The 17,219-nt window shown below is 61.8% G+C and carries 20 protein-coding genes; 15 read left to right on the forward strand and 5 right to left on the reverse strand.

The genetic code is table 11. The features are described 5' to 3' along the window. Positions 1–148: 148 nt before the first annotated feature. Together VIZ63_RS07700 and VIZ63_RS07705 are read left to right on the forward strand one after the other, a co-directional pair. Positions 149–820: a nitroreductase gene (locus VIZ63_RS07700; RefSeq protein WP_331608966.1), complete on the forward strand. Its 672-nt coding sequence runs from the start codon at positions 149–151 to the stop codon at positions 818–820. A 131-nt stretch (positions 821–951) separates the two neighbouring features. Further along, entirely contained in the window at positions 952–1,119 is a 168-nt protein-coding gene (locus tag VIZ63_RS07705; RefSeq protein ID WP_331608967.1) for a hypothetical protein, read from the forward strand. Between the two features lie 240 nt (positions 1,120–1,359). Here the strand turns inward: VIZ63_RS07705 and VIZ63_RS07710 are convergent, their stop codons facing one another. Beyond that, complete coding sequence (locus VIZ63_RS07710; protein WP_331608968.1) at positions 1,360–1,683, reverse strand: hypothetical protein; 324 nt, start codon at positions 1,681–1,683, stop codon at positions 1,360–1,362. Between the two features lie 258 nt (positions 1,684–1,941). Between VIZ63_RS07710 and VIZ63_RS07715 the strand changes: the two genes are divergently transcribed. From VIZ63_RS07715 to VIZ63_RS07740, 6 genes are all read left to right on the forward strand, one after another. Next, on the forward strand, positions 1,942–2,550 hold the full coding sequence (locus tag VIZ63_RS07715) for a superoxide dismutase (protein WP_349261153.1): 609 nt from the start codon (positions 1,942–1,944) through the stop codon (positions 2,548–2,550). Between the two features lie 134 nt (positions 2,551–2,684). After that, complete coding sequence (locus VIZ63_RS07720) at positions 2,685–2,912, forward strand: hypothetical protein (RefSeq protein WP_331608970.1); 228 nt, start codon at positions 2,685–2,687, stop codon at positions 2,910–2,912. A gap of 214 nt (positions 2,913–3,126) precedes the next feature. Further along, positions 3,127–4,347 carry an imelysin family protein gene (locus VIZ63_RS07725; RefSeq protein ID WP_331608971.1) on the forward strand — a complete coding sequence of 407 codons (1,221 nt, stop codon included), beginning with the start codon at positions 3,127–3,129 and terminating at the stop codon, positions 4,345–4,347. Further along, positions 4,347–5,741 carry a di-heme oxidoredictase family protein gene (locus VIZ63_RS07730; protein WP_331608972.1) on the forward strand — a complete coding sequence of 465 codons (1,395 nt, stop codon included), beginning with the start codon at positions 4,347–4,349 and terminating at the stop codon, positions 5,739–5,741. The genes VIZ63_RS07725 and VIZ63_RS07730 overlap by 1 nt, the downstream gene beginning before the upstream one ends. 144 nt (positions 5,742–5,885) lie before the next feature. Beyond that, on the forward strand, positions 5,886–6,989 hold the full coding sequence (locus VIZ63_RS07735) for a DUF1513 domain-containing protein (protein ID WP_331608973.1): 1,104 nt from the start codon (positions 5,886–5,888) through the stop codon (positions 6,987–6,989). A 50-nt stretch (positions 6,990–7,039) separates the two neighbouring features. Beyond that, positions 7,040–7,876, forward strand: a complete 837-nt coding sequence (locus VIZ63_RS07740) for a hypothetical protein (protein ID WP_331608974.1) — start codon at positions 7,040–7,042, stop codon at positions 7,874–7,876. A 78-nt stretch (positions 7,877–7,954) separates the two neighbouring features. Here VIZ63_RS07740 and VIZ63_RS07745 read toward each other — a convergent pair whose 3' ends face one another. Further along, positions 7,955–9,022, reverse strand: a complete 1,068-nt coding sequence (locus VIZ63_RS07745) for a helix-turn-helix domain-containing protein (protein ID WP_331608975.1) — start codon at positions 9,020–9,022, stop codon at positions 7,955–7,957. Between the two features lie 163 nt (positions 9,023–9,185). Here VIZ63_RS07745 and VIZ63_RS07750 point away from each other — a divergent pair, with 163 nt between their 5' ends. The 4 genes from VIZ63_RS07750 (at position 9,186) to VIZ63_RS07765 (ending at position 11,964) form a co-directional block, all read left to right on the forward strand. Further along, positions 9,186–10,100: a sensor histidine kinase gene (locus VIZ63_RS07750; protein ID WP_331608976.1), complete on the forward strand. Its 915-nt coding sequence runs from the start codon at positions 9,186–9,188 to the stop codon at positions 10,098–10,100. A gap of 31 nt (positions 10,101–10,131) precedes the next feature. Beyond that, positions 10,132–10,866 (forward strand): response regulator transcription factor, encoded by a 735-nt coding sequence (locus tag VIZ63_RS07755; RefSeq protein ID WP_331608977.1) that lies wholly within the window; start codon positions 10,132–10,134, stop codon positions 10,864–10,866. Between the two features lie 87 nt (positions 10,867–10,953). After that, on the forward strand, positions 10,954–11,328 hold the full coding sequence (locus VIZ63_RS07760) for a response regulator (RefSeq protein WP_331608978.1): 375 nt from the start codon (positions 10,954–10,956) through the stop codon (positions 11,326–11,328). A gap of 81 nt (positions 11,329–11,409) precedes the next feature. Continuing rightward, entirely contained in the window at positions 11,410–11,964 is a 555-nt protein-coding gene (locus VIZ63_RS07765) for a hypothetical protein (protein ID WP_331608979.1), read from the forward strand. A gap of 17 nt (positions 11,965–11,981) precedes the next feature. On the opposite strand, the gene VIZ63_RS07770 is transcribed toward VIZ63_RS07765, so the two are convergent. The 3 genes from VIZ63_RS07770 to VIZ63_RS07780 all read right to left on the reverse strand — a co-directional run bounded on the left by VIZ63_RS07770 (position 11,982) and on the right by VIZ63_RS07780 (position 14,975). Beyond that, the gene (locus tag VIZ63_RS07770; protein ID WP_331608980.1) at positions 11,982–13,019 is read right to left on the reverse strand and encodes a L,D-transpeptidase; all 1,038 of its coding nucleotides are present in this window, start codon (positions 13,017–13,019) and stop codon (positions 11,982–11,984) included. 259 nt (positions 13,020–13,278) lie between these two features. Further along, positions 13,279–14,040 (reverse strand): ABC transporter permease, encoded by a 762-nt coding sequence (locus tag VIZ63_RS07775; protein WP_331608981.1) that lies wholly within the window; start codon positions 14,038–14,040, stop codon positions 13,279–13,281. Then, positions 14,037–14,975, reverse strand: a complete 939-nt coding sequence (locus tag VIZ63_RS07780) for an ABC transporter ATP-binding protein (protein ID WP_331608982.1) — start codon at positions 14,973–14,975, stop codon at positions 14,037–14,039. Before VIZ63_RS07780 ends, VIZ63_RS07775 begins: the two co-directional genes overlap by 4 nt. 136 nt (positions 14,976–15,111) lie before the next feature. Between VIZ63_RS07780 and VIZ63_RS07785 the strand changes: the two genes are divergently transcribed. From VIZ63_RS07785 to VIZ63_RS07795, 3 genes are all read left to right on the forward strand, one after another. Beyond that, positions 15,112–15,318: a DUF3565 domain-containing protein gene (locus VIZ63_RS07785; protein WP_331608983.1), complete on the forward strand. Its 207-nt coding sequence runs from the start codon at positions 15,112–15,114 to the stop codon at positions 15,316–15,318. Between the two features lie 50 nt (positions 15,319–15,368). Beyond that, entirely contained in the window at positions 15,369–15,968 is a 600-nt protein-coding gene (locus tag VIZ63_RS07790) for a DUF2946 family protein (protein ID WP_331608984.1), read from the forward strand. A gap of 376 nt (positions 15,969–16,344) precedes the next feature. Next, positions 16,345–17,088, forward strand: coding sequence for a hypothetical protein (locus tag VIZ63_RS07795; protein ID WP_331608985.1), 744 nt, complete (start codon positions 16,345–16,347; stop codon positions 17,086–17,088). Positions 17,089–17,219: the final 131 nt, after the last annotated feature.

Genomic DNA, 17,219 nt, shown 5'->3' on the forward strand with positions numbered 1-17,219 from the left:
TCCTGGCCGCACTGTAGGTGGCCGCCAGTGCGCCCGGCAACTGACCAGGGACAGCAGCGCAATGTCACCTACCGAGAAACAGACTCATGCGTCGTCGATGGGATGATGGCCTATCATCGCGTCCAGTTTCAGCCACCGCAGGCACAGCATGAACGTCTCTACTGCCATCGAAACCCGCATGAGCTGCCGCGCATTTCTCGCTACGCCGGTGCCGCGCCAGACCATCGTGCAGATCCTCGAGGCCGCAAAACGCTCGCCGTCCGGAGGCAATCTGCAGCCCTGGCTGGTCCATGTCCTCACGGGCAAACCACTGGCCGAGTTCGTGGAACTCATTCGCAGCAAGCTGCCGACACAACCCAACGGCGAAGGCTCGGAATACCACGTGTATCCACCCGACCTTCATGAGCCGTATCGCTCGCGCCGCTTCAAGTGCGGCGAGGATCTCTACGCAACGATCGGTATCGCGCGCGACAACAAACCCGGGCGACTGCGACAGTTCGCGCGCAACTACGAATTTTTCGGCGCGCCGGTAGCGCTGTTCTTCTCGATCGATCGCCGCATGGGCCAGGACCAGTGGGCCGACGTCGGCATGTTCATGCAGAGCATCATGCTGCTGGCGCGCGAACAGGGCCTGCACACCTGCCCGCAAGAAGCCTGGGCCGTCTGGCACAAGACGCTGGGAGAGTATCTGCCCATTCCAGAGCAGCACATGCTCTTCTGCGGCATGGCGCTCGGCTACCGGGACGAGACGGCGCCGATCAATACGCTGCGGACTGATCGAGCGCCGCTCGAGGAGTTTGCGACGTTGCGAGGATTCTGACCTTCAAGAACCGGAATTTCACACAGAGATCACAGAGAACACAGAGAGAAAAGTCCTTTCTCAGCTCTGTGAACTCTGTGACCTCCGTGTGAACTTCCCCGTACGTCTGCGGTTCCAGCGCGAACACATTCGTGAACAAGCCGGATGAGGCATCGGTCGCGTACATGTCTGTGATGCTGTTGTCATCCATGATGTTGTTGATGAAGGCGCGCACATGCCATGAGTCGTTCGGCGAGGTGAGATCGATCTGGGCACTCAACAGGTCCCAGGATTCGATCCTGTCGATCGGCTTGTTGTAGATGCGTCCGAGAAGTCATCGCCAGTAGTCGACGCGAGGCGTCAGGCGCATTCCATTACCGACGTTGAAGGCGTACTGCGCGCCGATCTTGAACGACAGCTGCGGCGCCAGTTCGCTGCCATCGAGATTCGCGGCAACGGCGTCTACTGCGCCGAAGAACTGACCCAGCGGACCGCTACTATTGATGTATCAACGGCACGGCTGGATACCGGCATGGCTGCACGGCAGAATACCGCGAGCCCTAGAAGTCGGCGAAGTTCGCTTCGAGGATCTCCGCTTCGGCGGCGCAGCCGATCTCACGCACGGAATTCGGGCCGGGAAAGAAGTCTTCGATCAGGTCCTTGCCCCCCGCAGCGCGCCAACGGATCTTCACGCCGATGGTTTTGAAGGTGTGGGTGCTGGCCAGCCAGAGTCGGTTGTTCTGTGCATCGCAGGAACCCTCGAACTTCAGCGACACGAACGAGGGCGCCGGAGCATCGGCTGTCTGGGGCCGGGCCGGGAATGCGGTCAATGCAGTCGACGTCACCGCGATTGCTGTGATCCAGGTCGTTCTGGCCAAACTCATCGTCTCCCCCCGAGCGCCCAACGCGATACAGATCTGGTTGCCCCTCTCTGGAATGGAAGGGTCAACGCTCCATGAGGAAATATAGACGCTCTGGCGCCGGGCCGCACCGATTGGGCGGGACTGAAGGGCAAAAATCTCGACGCATTCCACGGTTTGCGGCCTGCGTGCCGATAAATGACTCGTCAACGAACACCCGCCGAGCCGGAACCGTCGCTGCCATCCGGCGTTGCACCTGCATCTGCCGACGAGGATGCCGCCATGGCTTTCACGCTCAAACCCCTGCCGTTTGCCAGGGATTCCCTCGGCCCTGTCATGTCTGCACGGACTGTCGAGCATCACCATGACAAGCATCATGCGAACTACGTCAGGAAGCTGAACGAATTGACGGGTGGCACACCGCGGGAAGACCGGGACCTGGAAACCCTCATCAGGGACACCGCGAATCGCGATGGGCTGGATCGCAACATCTTCAACAATGCCGCCCAGACCTGGAATCACGACTTCTTCTGGGAGTCCATCGCCCCCAATGGGGGCGGTACGCCACCCGAAAGCGTGCTGAAAGGTATCGAGCGCGACTTTTCATCCCTCGAGAACTTCCGCGACAGATTCATCGACGCCGCCGTGGGCCAGTTCGGCAGCGGCTGGGCATGGCTGATTGCGAAGGACGGACGGCTGGAGATCGCAACCACCCATGACGCCGACAATCCGCTGATCTCCGGAAACCACGCCGTCTGGACCTGCGATGTCTGGGAACACGCGTACTACCTCGACTACCAGCAGGAACGCGCGCGGTTCGTGAAGGCGGTGATCGAGAACCTGGCCAACTGGCAGTTCGTCAGTAAACGCCTGGTCGAGAGCGGCCAGTAGTTGCAGTCCCTCCGGTCTGTTTCGATCAATCCTGGCTGCTCGATCAACGTACTTCGCTAGGTATTTCTGTGACTGCCCAGGACGGGCAGAACCGCCGCACCATCGATGCCGTACCCCCCGACGCAGGTGGTCGTATGGAAAAGCAGACTCGCATGGAAGCGGCTCTCTACTGGTCCGCGGTCAGCCTCATCGTGTGCGAGGGACTGCCGATCGACAAGGCGGCCGAGCAACTTGGCGTCGCCGGGGCCGACCTGCACGACATCCTGCATCGTCGCCAGTCGCTGCGGCTCATTGACGAGCATGGCGACGAGCCTGCCCGCGAGCAGTCCGACTCCGAGGTCGTGGTCCTTGCCCGGCATTAAGGCAGGTCTGATTGATTCCAGATTCGTCATTCGCGTTGGTCACGGGAACGACGGATCAATCAGAGATTCCTTAAGTATCCGTACCCCTAATTGCGAGTGATTCTCGATTAAGAATAGAATCGGCTCCCCGCGGCGCAACGGATGCCGCGGCCGACCGTCCGCCCTGCTGCTTCCTGCGGCGCGGCATACCAACAGATCGATCGTCCGGAGTGACATGTTTCCATCCACGCGAGTCGCGGCGGCAGCGATGCTGGCGCTCATATATATGTGCTCGGGCTGCAGCCGTACTCCCCCGGACGATCCGCGCCGACCGGTCATCGCGACGTATGCCTCGATCGCTCACGCCACGTATGAGGACACTCTGCTGGCCACGCGCGCGCTGGACCAGGCCGTGGATCGGCTGCTTGCCCAGCCCAGTCCCGAGACCCTTGACGCCGCACGCCAGCGCTGGCGCGAAGCCCGCGTTCCGTACAGCTACTCCGAAGCCTTTCGCTTTTATGCAGGCCCCATCGACGCCGAGGGCGGACCCGAGCCGCAGATGAATGGCTGGCCGCTCGATGAAAATCACATCGATGCGGTCCAGAAGGACGTCTACAACGCTGCGCCAGGCCTGGACATCATCGGCAACGCCAAGGCCTTCCCGGAAATCACGCCCGAACTCATCGCGGCACAGAACGAGGCCGGCGGTGAAAAGAACATCGCGAGCGGCTGGCACGCGATCGAATTCCTGCTGTGGGGTCAGGACCGCAATGATCCGCCGGAATCGGCTGGACAGCGTTCACACACGGACTTCGTGCCGACCGGCGATCCCGCCACTGATGTAGCGGCACGTCGCGGCCAATACCTGAAGGCCGCCACTACGCTGCTCATCAGCGATCTGGAAATGCTGGTCGCGGCCTGGGATCCCACATCGCCGGCCGATGCTCCCAACTATCGCGCGAAGCTCGTCAGCGGCGACATCTACACCGGCCTCAAGCACATGCTGACCGGCATGGCAGCACTCGCCGAAGTCGAGATGGCCGGCGAGCGCATGAGCGTGCCGTTGCTGTCGGGCGATCAGGAAGAAGAGCAATCCTGTTTCAGCGACACGACGGCCGATGATCTGCGCAACAACGGCGCCGGCATCACGCACGTCTATTTCGCCCGTTACCAGCGAACCAACGGCGAGACGGTCAGCGGACCGAGTCTCGCGGATCTGGTGAAAAAGGCCGACCCGCGCGTCGCCGAGGAGGTGGACGAGCGACTTGCGCGGACGAGCGACGCACTCGGAGCCATCCGCAATCCGTTCGATCGCGAGATCCAGCCCGACAATGCCGAGGGGCGCACACGCGTTCAGACCGCTATCGACGCATTGCGTGCAGAAGCGCTCTCCATCGGCCGCGCTGCGCAGTCGCTGCAGATTTTCATGTCCGATATGGAAGGCCTGGGCGATTGATGAAGCCGAACGCGAAGACGTCCGCACTGCTGGCACTGGCGCTCGGGCTCGCGGCCTGTGCGCGCAGCGGACTGGACACTCAGGCACTGCTCGATCCGGATTCGGGCGGAGCAGCCACCGTGCGCAACGCCACCCATCGGGCGTTCGCACAGCCTGCCGCCAATCTCGACGTGCAGCAGCGCGGGCGATTCTTCATCGGCAATGCGTTCTTCAACAGCCCGTGGGTGGTGGCGCCCGCCACGGCGGGCGCTCGCGATGGACTGGGGCCGCTGTTCAACGCCCGCAGCTGCGACGCCTGCCACAACAACGACGGACGCGGTCGGCCACCGCAGAGGCTCGACGAACGCCCGGTGTCGCTGGTCATTCAATTCGCCACGCCCGTTCCCGGTGACAACAACGAGCCCGGCGCCGATCCGCGCTACGGCGGCAACCTGAATCCTTTCGCCATCGGCGGCGTGCCGGCCGAAGGCACCGTACGCATCCGGCATCGCGACATTCACGGCACGTTTTCCGACGGCGAGCACTACACCCTGCTCGCGCCCGTGTACGAATTCGCGGAACTCGCCTACGGCGAACTGGCGCACGACAATCAGTTCTCGCCGCGAGTGGCGCCACCCGTGATCGGCATGGGCCTGCTCGAAGCGATCCCGGAAAGCCAGATCCTCGAGCGCGCCGATCCGGACGACAAGAATGGCGATGGCATTTCCGGTCGTCCCAATCACGTCTGGAATCACCTGCTCGAACGCGCCGTGATCGGACGACTCGGCTGGAAATCAAATCAACCGGACATCGCACACCAGACGGCCGGAGCCTTCTCCTCCGAGATCGGCATGACCACGTCGCTGCGACCGGACGAGAATTGCACGAACGTGCAGACTGCCTGCCGCGCAGCGCCCACGGGCGGCTCACCCGAGATCAGCGACGAGATCTTCACGCACATCGTGGACTATCAGCAGATGCTGGGTGTACCGGCGCGCCGCAACCTCGATACACCGGAGGTCAAAACTGGCGCACGCCTGTTTCTGGATGCCGGCTGCGAGTCATGTCATCGCGCCACGTCGACAACGGCCGAATCCAGCGACAAACCCTGGCTGAGCAAGCAGACGATCCACCCCTTCACCGACCTGCTGCTGCACGACATGGGTCCCGGCCTCGCCGACGGCCGCGCCGACTTCGAAGCGAGCGGCTCCGAATGGCGCACGGCGCCGCTGTGGGGAATCGGCTTGCAGGAGATCGTCAACGGTCACACCTTGCTGCTGCATGACGGCCGCGCCCGCAATGTGAGCGAGGCGATCCTCTGGCATGACGGCGAAGCGGCGAAATCGCAGCAGGCGTTTCTGAAGATGTCGAAGGCGGATCGTGAGGCTCTCCTCGCCTTTATCAATTCTCTGTAGGAGATAAGACAGGTACGCAAAGGAGCACAAAAAAAGCACTCGAGAGAGCACACAATAATGCTTCTGGATTGCCGTTCAGAGCTTTGTGCTCCTTCGATTCTTTTGCGCCGGCCGCTCCTTTGTGTACCTCCTGTTCCGATGCACATGAACAGACGCAATTTCCTGATCGGATCTGCCGTTGCCCTTGGCGCGGTCACGGCCGGTGTCGGCTACCGGCTGCGTTCGCAGCTGCATGGCACGCTGTTGTCGGCTTTCGAAGATGCGCGCGGCGATCAGTACGTGGGCGGCTTGTCGCTGGAGTCGAAGCAGGTATTCGGTGCCCACATTCCGCTGCGTGCCCATGGCTGTGCGATCGATCCTGCCGATCCGCAGCGCGTGTACTTTTTTGCGCGCCGCCCCGGCACGGCCGCGTTCGAACTACGGCGCGATACGCTGCAGGTTCGCATGCTGTTCGAGACGCCGGCGGGCCGGCATCTCGCGGGACACGGTGTGTTCTCGCCGGACGGCAGCCTGCTCTACACGCCAGAACACGACTACGAGAATGTGCGCGGCGTGCTGGCGGTGCGCAGGACATCGGACTTCAGCATCGTGGCGGAGATCGACACGCACGGCATCGATCCACACGAGGTCGCGTGGCTGCCGGACGGACGCTCATTGCTCGTCGCTAATGGCGGCATCATGACCCACCCGCGGACTTTCCGACGCAAACTCAACATCGCCACGATGGATCCATCGTTGTGCGTGATCGATGCGAGCAACGGAGAGTGTCGCGAACAGTGGCGTCTGCCCGATCATTTGCTCAGCATCCGTCATCTGTCCGTGACCTCGAGCGGTGTCACTGCGATCGGTCTGCAGTACGAAGGCGAGCCAGCGGATGCACCGGGCATCGCTGCCATCTACCAGCCCGGCTCCGGGCTGCGCTTACTACCCTCACCTGTCGCGGAACGCACACGATTCCACGGTTACGTGGCGAGCATCGCCATCAGCGAACCACAGCAGTTGATTGCAGCCGCGTGTCCCTACGGCCAGGGTGTCGCCTGCTGGTCGTCGACCGACGATCGCTACCTGGGATTCATCGCCGCCGCCGAGAACTACGGTCTGTCGCGACTCGCCGACGGTTCGATCATCGCTTCGCAACGCGACGGCAGCGCTTACGAAATCGACAAAACACCACCGCGTTCACACTTCCTGCAATTCGCCAGTGACTTTCCCTTGCGCTGGGACGATCACTGGGTCGCCGTCACCTGACCCGCAATGCATAATCCGGGCGGCTCACTTAACAAGAGGAGAGCTGCTCAGTGATGTTCGCGAACCGGATGCACGCGCTGGTACTCGGCGCCGCAGGACTCCTGGCCGGCAGCAATGCGGTGGCGCAAACACCTTCACTGTCGCCAGAGCCACGGCCTCGCGTCATCGAAGACCGGTTCCGTGTCGAGGTGACGCTGCTCGGCGCCAGTATCGACACACGACTGCGCGTCGACCAATCGCTCACGCTGCCTGGCACCGAGATCAACGCCGAAGACGATCTCGGCCTCGACGCTTTCGCATTGATGCCGCAAGCAGAGATCACGCTGCTGCCTGGCAAGCGCCACCTGATCCGCCTGAGCGGCTTCAGCTCGCGACGCTCGGCCTCGACCATCATCGAGGAGGAGATTTTTTTCGATGATGAGGTCTACGAACCAGGCGAGCGCGTCGACAGCGAACTCAATCTCACCATGTTCGGCCTCACCTACGGCTATCGCTTCCTGGTGCGCGATCACGCCGAACTGACGGCAACCCTCGGTATCCAGATCACGAGCGTCGACGTCAATGCACTCGTGCGCAGCCGCGTAGTGCGTGACTCCGAATCCGGTGTTGCACCGCTGCCGCTGCTGGGCGTGGAAGGACGCTATGACTTCACGGAGCGCTGGTCAGCCGAAGGTCGGCTGCAATACCTGACCGCCAACATCGAAGAGGTCGATGGCTCCATCCTGGATGCCCGACTGGCAGTCACCTGGCGAATGAATCCTTACCTGGTGTTCGGCCTCGGCTATCGCACCTTCACGATCGACATCGATTCGCGCGACGAAACCGACCCCGGCATGGTGAACATGAGTTTCGACGGACCGCTGCTGTTCATCCGCGCGAGCCTTTGATGGTACTAGGCACTCGGTGCTAGGCACTAGGTCGGACAAGCGACCTGCTCTTCTTCTCATGAGCCTAGGGCCTAGCGCCTAAAGCCCGGTAGTTCCTGGCTCCGCATCGGCTTCGGCCCCTTCCGTTGTCTGCAGCGGCGGGCCGAAGGTAAAGCGGCGCGACGCATACCCGATCCACGTCGGCGACAGTGTCTCGTCATCGCGCCGTTCTGCGGGACTGCTGCGCGGCCGACGCAGCGTCTGCGATGGCGCCTCACCATAGAGTGCACGGTAGTTGCGCGCGAACAGACTGAAATCCCAGACGCCGAAGCGCGCCGCGATCTTCGTGACCGTGTCGGCGACCGCATCGCCTTTCAGCAGCGCGCTGCGGATCTCGCGCAACTGACGCACTTTGAGCAGGCGCATCGGACCGACCCCGAAGTATTCCTGAAAGATATTCCGCAGCGTGCGCTCGCTTACCTGCGTCGCCGAACACAGATCGTCGATGAACAGCGGCTGGCCTTCGGAGGCATCGATCAGTTCGAGGCATCGGGCGATGACGCGCGTGCGCGATACCTGCGGCCTGCCGATGTGACGATCGGTGGCGCGGGAGCTGGCATCGAGTGCTGCGATCACGGCGTGAAATATTTCTTCTTCGACGGCAGCGGACGCAGCTGACTCCACGATGTTGATCGTCTGCTGATCACTGCACAGACGCAGAGTCAGTGAGCGAAGTTGCTCCAGCACCGCTTGCTTCGCCTGGTTGCGCGTCCCTCCCGCAACGGGCGAGAGCAGCTGCGGGGCATTGCCATTCAAGCGTTCGAGCGGGATCGTCATCGTGGCCCAACGGGTCAGTTGACGGCTGGAACAGGTGAATGGTTGGTTGTTGATCACCAGCGCATAGATATCGACTGCCAACGGCTGGCCGTCGATGCGGATCGATTCGCTGTCGGCGATCGGGATAGCGATCATCAGATGGTCAGGCACTCCGTCGCCGGCAAAGGTCGTCGCGCCACCCACCTGTACATGCTGCAGATCGATGCGACCTGCATGTGCGCGTTCGATCCACCATTCACCGGACGAGCGCGCCGTAGGTACAAACCGACCCGCGACACCGCTGAGCGAGTCGGCGAATTCGTCGAAATCCGTGTAGGCCTGCCGTTCCATATTTTTTCCATTCCCTTTGGCCAGTTCGGCGAACACTAACGCCAACTTCTACTTATGACGATACGCATTTGTTGCCGAATCATCACAGCTGTTACTGATCTGACGAGACTAGATTCGGCGCGCGCTATTTCAAACGTCACACAGCGCCTTGATGATTCGTCGCGTGAGCATCGAACTCATTCGTTGGTCGCGGATATATCCCCTCGCACTGGGATTGATGTTGTCCGCGCCGACGCAGGCTGCAATGACGCCAAGGAATTTTCAAACTGGCATCGCTGTTCTTCTGCTGCTGCAGACTGCGTTGATCGTTGCACTCATGCTGCAGAACCATCGACGCCGGCGTACCCAGGACGCAGCGCTGCGTCAGCAGACGGAAGTCATGCACGCTGCCCGACTGGCGATGGTAGGCGAGATGACCGCTTCTATCGCGCATGAAGTGAGTCAGCCGCTGGGCGCGATTCTGAGCAATGCCGACGCTGCAGAAATGCTGTTGCAAAAAAATCCCCTGCCGCTCGACGAGATACGCCGCATTCTCGAAGACATACGCCGCGACGACCTGCGCGCTCACGGGATCGTGCAGAACCTGCGCAAGCTGCTGTCCAAACGCGAGCTGCGCATGGAGCGCATCGACATCAACGAGATCGCCCGGACGGCTCTGATGTTATCCCGGCCCGACGCCATGCGCCGCGGCGTCGTCATACACACGACGCTCGACGATGGGCTGCCAACCGCAGCGGGCGATCCGGTCCATCTGCAACAGGTCATGCTGAATCTGATCATCAACGCCATGGACGCATTGAAGGATGCACCGCTCGATGAGCGGCACATCAAAGTGCAGACGGGCCTGCACGGCACGAACTCGTTGGAAGTCTCGGTGAGAGACACGGGCGTGGGAATTCCGTCCGGCCACGCGACCCGCATCTTCGAGTCGTTCTACTCCACCAAGCACGATGGCATGGGGCTGGGTTTGTCGATCGCGCGAGCCATCGTGCAGACCCATGGCGGCACGATCTGGGCCGAGAACAACGAGACCGGCCCAGGTGCAAGCTTCCGGTTCACCATTCCACTGGCGGCCTGACTCAGGGATGTTCTGACAACAGAGGACGGAAATGGACAGCGAAACGAGCGAAGGATGCCGGGTTCATGTCGTCGACGACGATGACGGTTTTCGCACAGGCCTGACTCGCGTTCTGAACGCCGCCGGCATGCAGGCGATCGGCTACCGCTGCGCCGGCGAGTTTCTTCTGTCGGATGCGGCAACGCGGCCCGGCTGCGTCGTGCTGGATATCTGCATGCCCGGGCCGAGCGGCCTCGAACTCCTCGATGCGCTGGCCGCGCGCGAATCGGCGCCGCCGGTCATCTTCATCACCGGTTGCAACGATGTGTCCACCAGCGTGCACGCAATGAAATCCGGCGCCGTCAGCTTTCTGACCAAGCCCGTGCGGAGCGATGTGCTGCTCGAATCCGTCCGCCATGCGCTCATGATCGATACGCAACGTCGCCAAACCCGATGCGAGATCAAACAGCTGCAGCAACGCTACATGTCGTTGTCGGATCGCGAGCGCGCCGTGTTCTTCGGCGTCGCCCGCGGCGCACTCAACAAGCAGCTCGCTGTCGAACTTCATACCTGCGAGCGAACCATCAAGACTCATCGGGCACGCATGCTCGACAAGCTGCATCTGCACTCGCTTGCCGAATTGGTGCGCGCGGCACGGCTGCTCGGCATCGACAACGACGCCGGCATCGATTCGCCACGGCTTGCTGCAAACGTTGCTGCGCCGCGGGCACAGAATCCGGCACTTCTCAGAGCGCGATCGGGCAGCCCCTCTCGCCCCAACTACTGATACAGCCCCAGACGCGCGCCTGTCAGGCTTGCACAGAGCAAGGACTCGCGACCGTGTGTCCGTGTCGGCCAGCAATCAGGGCGCGCCGTGGCTACTTACCGGGGCAACATTGTTCTCGTGGAGGATGACATCGGCCTGAATCAGGCCCTCTCGCGCCTGTTGCTGGCTGCCGGGTTTCAGGTCACGAGTTTCGATTCCGCCGCCTCGACCCTTGCCAGCAATGCGTCGCAGCAGGCCGATTGCCTCGTGATCGATGTCCATCTGCCCGACATGACGGGCTACGAATTGAAGAGGCGACTGGACGAGTCCGGCGACGTGCGGCCGACAATCATCATTACGGCGCATGACGACGCCACCAGTCGACGCCAGGCACAGAACGCGGGCGCCGCGGCTTTTCTGGCCAAGCCGTTCGCCGGTCGTACCTTGGTGGATGAAGTGACCCGCCTCATCGATCACGACTAATCGCGGATCCGTGCAGCGACTCGCAAGGCACTGCAATCCGGCTCACTGCTACAGTATCGGCTTACCGTCACAGGAATCCCGATGCCGCGAGTTGCACGCACCCTGACCGTCTTCATCTCTCTGCTTTGTCTCTGCGGCTGTCAGCGGGAACAGGCGCAAGACACACCGTCTTCCGAGGGCACACCAGTTGCGGGGATTGCGGTTCCTCCAGCGACAGTAGCAGCACCCTTCCCCGAAGCTGTCAGCAGCAGGATCGAACAGGTGCTGGGCGATCCTGCCCGCTACACCACCGCCATCGTGGAACTCCAGCGAGCTGTTGCTGCGCACGACGTCACCGCTGTCGCAGCCATGGTGCAGTTTCCCCTGAAAGTTACGGTCGATGGCAAGCCGACCACCATCGCGGACGCCGCGACCTTCGCGCTGAACTACGATCAGATCGTGACGGCCGCCATCGCTGCCGCGGTAGTGAACACGCCGCATGCGGACTTGCTGGTCAATCAATGGGGCATCATGTTCGGCAACGGCGAGGTGTGGATCAATGGGATTTGCGCCGACGAAAAATGCAGCAGCTTCGAGCCGCGCGTCATCGCGATCCAGCCCGTGAATGGCACGCAGCAGGCCCCGCACGCAGACTGAAGCTCGCAGAGCGATCGTCAGTTCGTCGGTGGATCGGCGTTCACCACATCGAGCGATTTGCCGGTGGTAGCGGGCGTGATCGCCTCGTCAGTCACCAGTACCGTCGAGCCGATCGTCAGGATGCCGTAGACCTCGCGCACGAATTCGGGCGGTATTTCGAGTCTCGATGCGATCTGCGGATTGGGCTCGGTGCCGCCTTCGTCGTTCTCACCGGCGAGGCCGACATGCAGCCAGTGCTGCGTCGCCGGATCGGGAACGTAGAGGGCCACCTGCGCGGGGCCGGACGCAAGAATCAGAGCGTGAGTGCCGACAGGTTCGGAGCCGGTGAAGATAGCCCTGGCGCGACCGATCTCGATCCCGTTGCGATACACCACCACGCGGCCGCTGCCGCGGCTGATGACGATACTCACGGGCCCGTCGACGGACGCCTGCGGATTCCAGCGCAGTTGTTCGGTCTGACGCAGCGGTTGGACGCTGAGCGCCTCGCCCCGTGCGGTTACCGGTGCCAGAAATCCGGGGCTTGGCACGTCCTGCGGCTTGCCTGCCCGATTCTCGATCACGACCGTCATGCCCGTCGAGGTAATGCCGAACAACAGGCGTGCGAATTCGCTCGGCAGATGCACGCAGCCATGGGATTCCGGGTACCCCGGCAATCCCCCGGCGTGCAAGGCGACACCGCCCCACGTGAGCCGCTGCATATACGGCATGGGAGCACTGTCGTAGATCGTCGAACGATGGTCTCTATCCTTCTGCAGGATCGTGAATACACCTGAGGGCGTTTCGTGACCTGGACGTCCGGTGCTGACGCTCGTCACGCCAATGAGAAGGCCATTGCGATACACGTACGCGCGCTGTTCGCTGAGATCCACGACCATCACCATCGGTCCGGTCTGAATGGCATCGCCGAGCCAGATCCACTCGCCGTGCTTCAACTGCGCAGGAGGGGTATCCGCGGGCAGCGACTGCTTCGCACCCCAGAATGGCACTGCGCCTGCAGGCTGCGAGAACAGGACCGCGGCGAGCAATGACAAAACGAGTGCCTGGCAATGCCTCATGCGGCCCTCCGACCCACCGGTTCACACGATCGTGCGGATGAGCATACGACGCCCGCATCGGGCCATTGCGAGCTTCTGCGCATCGCTGGCGAGGTAACCCTTGAGAAGTCCGGGCACCGCCGCCGACACGGGCTCTAAGGGCTTCGGTCCGCATACGCAGCAGCCGTCATGCCGATTGCTGCGATGCCAATACCATTTCCGTTCAGATTGGTCTGGCCACGACGATCATGGGGACTGGCGGTACACGCCCGCGCCTGCTTCAGTTCTTCAGGCGATACCCGGTCTTGAATATCCACGCGATGGCGATCAGGCACAGCACCATGAAACCGACGGTGGCCGTGAGACTGATGCCGACACCGACATCCGAGATGCCGTAGAAGCTCCAGCGGAAACCGCTGATCAGGTATACGACGGGATTGAACAGCGTGATCTTCTGCCACAGCGGCGGCAGCATGCTGATCGAATAGAAGCTGCCGCCGAGAAAGGCCAGCGGCGTGATCACGAGAATCGGCACCACCTGCAGCTTCTCCCAGCCACTGGCCCACAGACCGATGATGAAGCCGAACAGACTGAACGTGATGGATGTCAGCACGAGAAAACCGATCATCCACAGCGGATGTTCTATGTGGAAGGGCACGAACAGCCGCGCGGTCGCGAGGATGATCAGTCCCAGCAACACCGACTTGGTGGCGGCCGCACCGACATAACCCGTCACCACTTCGACGAACGACACCGGCGCAGAGAGAATTTCGTAGATGGTGCCGGCATAGCGCGGCATATAGATGCCGAACGACGCATTCGAAATGCTCTCCGTTAGCACGGACAGCATGATGAGGCCGGGCACGATGAAGGCGCCGTAGCTCACGCCATCGACCGTCGCGATGCGCGAGCCGATCGCCGCGCCGAACACCACGAAGTAGAGCGAGGTGGAAATCACCGGCGAGGCGATGCTCTGTATCAGCGTACGGAACCAGCGCGACAGCTCGAAACGATAGATCGCCCGAATGGCATGCGTGTTCATCGGGACGACCTCACCAGATTCACGAAAATCTCCTCGAGCGAACTTTCCTCGGTACGCAGATCCTTGAAGTCGATGCCGAGCTCATTCAGCTGGCGCAGCAGGCTCGCGATGCCGGTCGAATCGGTTTGCGTGTCGAACGTGTAGATCAGGTCGTTGCCATCGGCCGACAGTTCCAGCTGCCGGTTCGCCAGTTGCGGCGGGATTTCGCGCAGCGGCGCCTGCAAATGCAGCGTCAGTTGTTTGCGGCCGAGCTTTCGCATCAGGACGTGCTTGTCCTCGACCAGCACGATTTCGCCCTTGTTGATGACGCCGATGCGGTCCGCCATCTCCTCGGCTTCCTCGATGTAGTGCGTCGTGAGAATGATCGTCACGCCACTGGCCCGCAGCGAACGCACCATCTCCCACATGTCGCGCCGCAGCTCGACGTCTACGCCCGCGGTGGGCTCGTCGAGAAACAGGATCAGCGGCTCATGCGACAGTGCCTTGGCAATCATCACGCGACGCTTCATGCCGCCGGACAGCGCCATGATCTTCTGGTCTTTCTTGTCCCACAGCGACAGGTCACGCAGCACTTTCTCCAGGTGCGCGTCATTCGGCCCCTTGCCGAACAGGCCGCGGCTGAAGCGCAACGTCGCCCAGACGGTTTCGAACGACTCCATCGTCAGTTCCTGCGGGACCAGGCCGATCTTCGAGCGCGCCGCGCGATAATCGCGCACGACATCGTGCCCATCCGCCGTGACGGTGCCCGAGGTGGGATTCACGACACCGCAGGTGATGTTGATGAGCGTCGATTTGCCGGCGCCGTTCGGGCCGAGCAACGCAAAGATTTCGCCGCGACGGATCGCCAGATCCACACCTTTGAGCGCCTGAAAGCCGGACGCATAGGTCTTCACGAGATTGCTGATGGAAATGATCGGATCGCTGGTCGCCGTCACATCACCCTCCGGTGGGTTCTGATCATGTGTGTTCGCATCGTTCTTCGATTATAGGAGAGCGTTACACCCGCCTGCCGCTGCGGACGAGGACGTGCGCGGTGCGAGCCGCCAATGCGGTCGCGCGTAGAATCCGGGCATGCAACGCCGCATCACCGGATTCCGTCAGGACGACGAAGGTTACTGGATCGCCGACCTGGAGTGTGGTCACTCGCAGCACGTCAGGCACAATCCGCCCTGGTTCGTGCGCACATGGGTTACGACCGAGCGGGGTCGTGAAGAGGCCCTGGGATCACCGCTCGAATGCCGATTCTGCGACGAACCCCATCGCCCGGCGTCGCTGTGAGGCGTCGATGTGAGCTTCTCCTCTCCTTGGTTTTTCTGACGGGTAGCGCAGTGGAAGATTGGGCATTACGAGCGATGCAGCGCTGGCCGGAAGTACCGGCCTTGTTCGGCTGGCTTGGCCTGGATCGCCGGGGTCGCTGGCTGATCAAGGGCGAGACCATCAGCCGCCCGCAGATCATCGACACGATCGGCCGCAACTATGCCGCCGACGCATACGGCCGCTGGTTTTTTCAGAATGGACCGCAACGTGGCTACGTGACCCTGGAATCCACACCGTTCGTGCTGCATGTAGCGGACGGCGGACTCGTCACGCATACGCAGCTATCCGTCGAACGACCGTCGCACGCGTACCTGGACGACGAAGGCTCGCTGCTGTTCCAGACCGAACACGGCGCGGGATTGCTGATCGATAGCGATCTGGAATGGGCGCTCGGCCGCATGGTGGGCGGTACCGCCGCCATCGACGAGGACACGCTTACCAGCGCGCTGGCCCTGCCCTCGGGACAACCGACCGGACTGGAATTTTCCATCGCTGAACTGCGCCTGCCCGTGACGCGAATGAATCGGGCAGCGATCCCCGGCACGCTCGGATTCGAGCGCGATCCGCAACCGCGCGAGGGCGAAAAGGTGTCAACCCGTATCGCAGATTGACTGCTGGCCCTGCGGCGAAAAGCGCTTGGGTTTGCGGAAATCGTCGCCATCCTTGCGTCATTCCCACGCTCCGGAGAGCCCGTCACCCCCGATTGCGGCCGTCGGTCGCGATCTGAGCCCCATTACAGGGAATGTCTCGGACGCGTTGACAGCAACACGCCCGGGCCAGAATCAGGGTGACGAAATCCAGTGAGAACAACCAGTTGCAGCATCCGCCTCGGCTGACACCTGACGACAGGGCAGGCGGTTGCACTGGAGTGGGATGGCGGATTTTTCACCATGACCTGCCGCGAAATGGCTGGTTCTGGACTACAATTCGCGCCCGTAAATTTCCCTTCCTTTGGTAGCAGCAGGACACATGGTGGAACAAGCGCAATTGGAACTTCAGCTGAAAGTGTGGAAAGAGCTTGCGATCAGCAAGCAGCTGCTGATGCGGACCGCCGCAGAAGCTTTGAAAATCGACCCGAATTGCACTCAGGATGAGCTGAAGACGGCGCTTGAAGCAGCCCTGAAGAAGGTCGCCGAGTCCGACACCAGTGTCGTCATCGCCCGCGAGCAGGCCAAGTCGACCATCCTCGGGATGGAGCAGAAACTCGCCGCCGCCAACAAGGCGCAGATCGCCGCCGAAACCCAGGTTGCGGATCTCACCGTCAAACTAGAGAACGCCATCCAGCAGGCTGCGTCCACGCGTACCTCCTCGGCGAAGGAAATCCAGACGCTGAAGGATCGCGTCGCGGAGAAGGACAAGCAGCTGAAGGCCATCAACACTGCGCTGGCCGACACGCCGGAAAATGTCCTGAAGAAAATGAACACGCTGAAGAAGCAGCGTCAGGAAGAAGCGGACGCCCGCCGCGAAATCGAAACCAGCTTCACCACCCTGCGCAAGGAAAAGACCGAGCAGGATCAGAAGCTGACGAAGATGACCGACAGCACCACTCGCCTGGTCACGACGTACAAGGAACTGCACGAATCGACCAGCAAGATCTTCGAACAGCTGAAGCCACTGGTTCAGGACGCGAAGGACCTGCCGGTGCTGCCGGATCTGCACACGAAGCTGCTGGAAGAAATCGAGAATCCGGACGCGAAGCCGGATACGAAGAACGGCAAGGATAAAAAGTAAGAAAGCCTGCTTCCAGGTGAGATGAAAAGGCCCGACTCTGTCGGGCCTTTTTTTTAATGGCGGCCAACTGCGTCGGTCCCGCGGGATTCCCTTTCGGTCACAGGAAAGCCTGTCGGCAGGGTGGACTTCGT

This window comes from Povalibacter sp. (assembly GCF_036520495.1).
In the GTDB taxonomy this organism is placed as follows: Bacteria; Pseudomonadota; Gammaproteobacteria; order Steroidobacterales; family Steroidobacteraceae; genus Steroidobacter.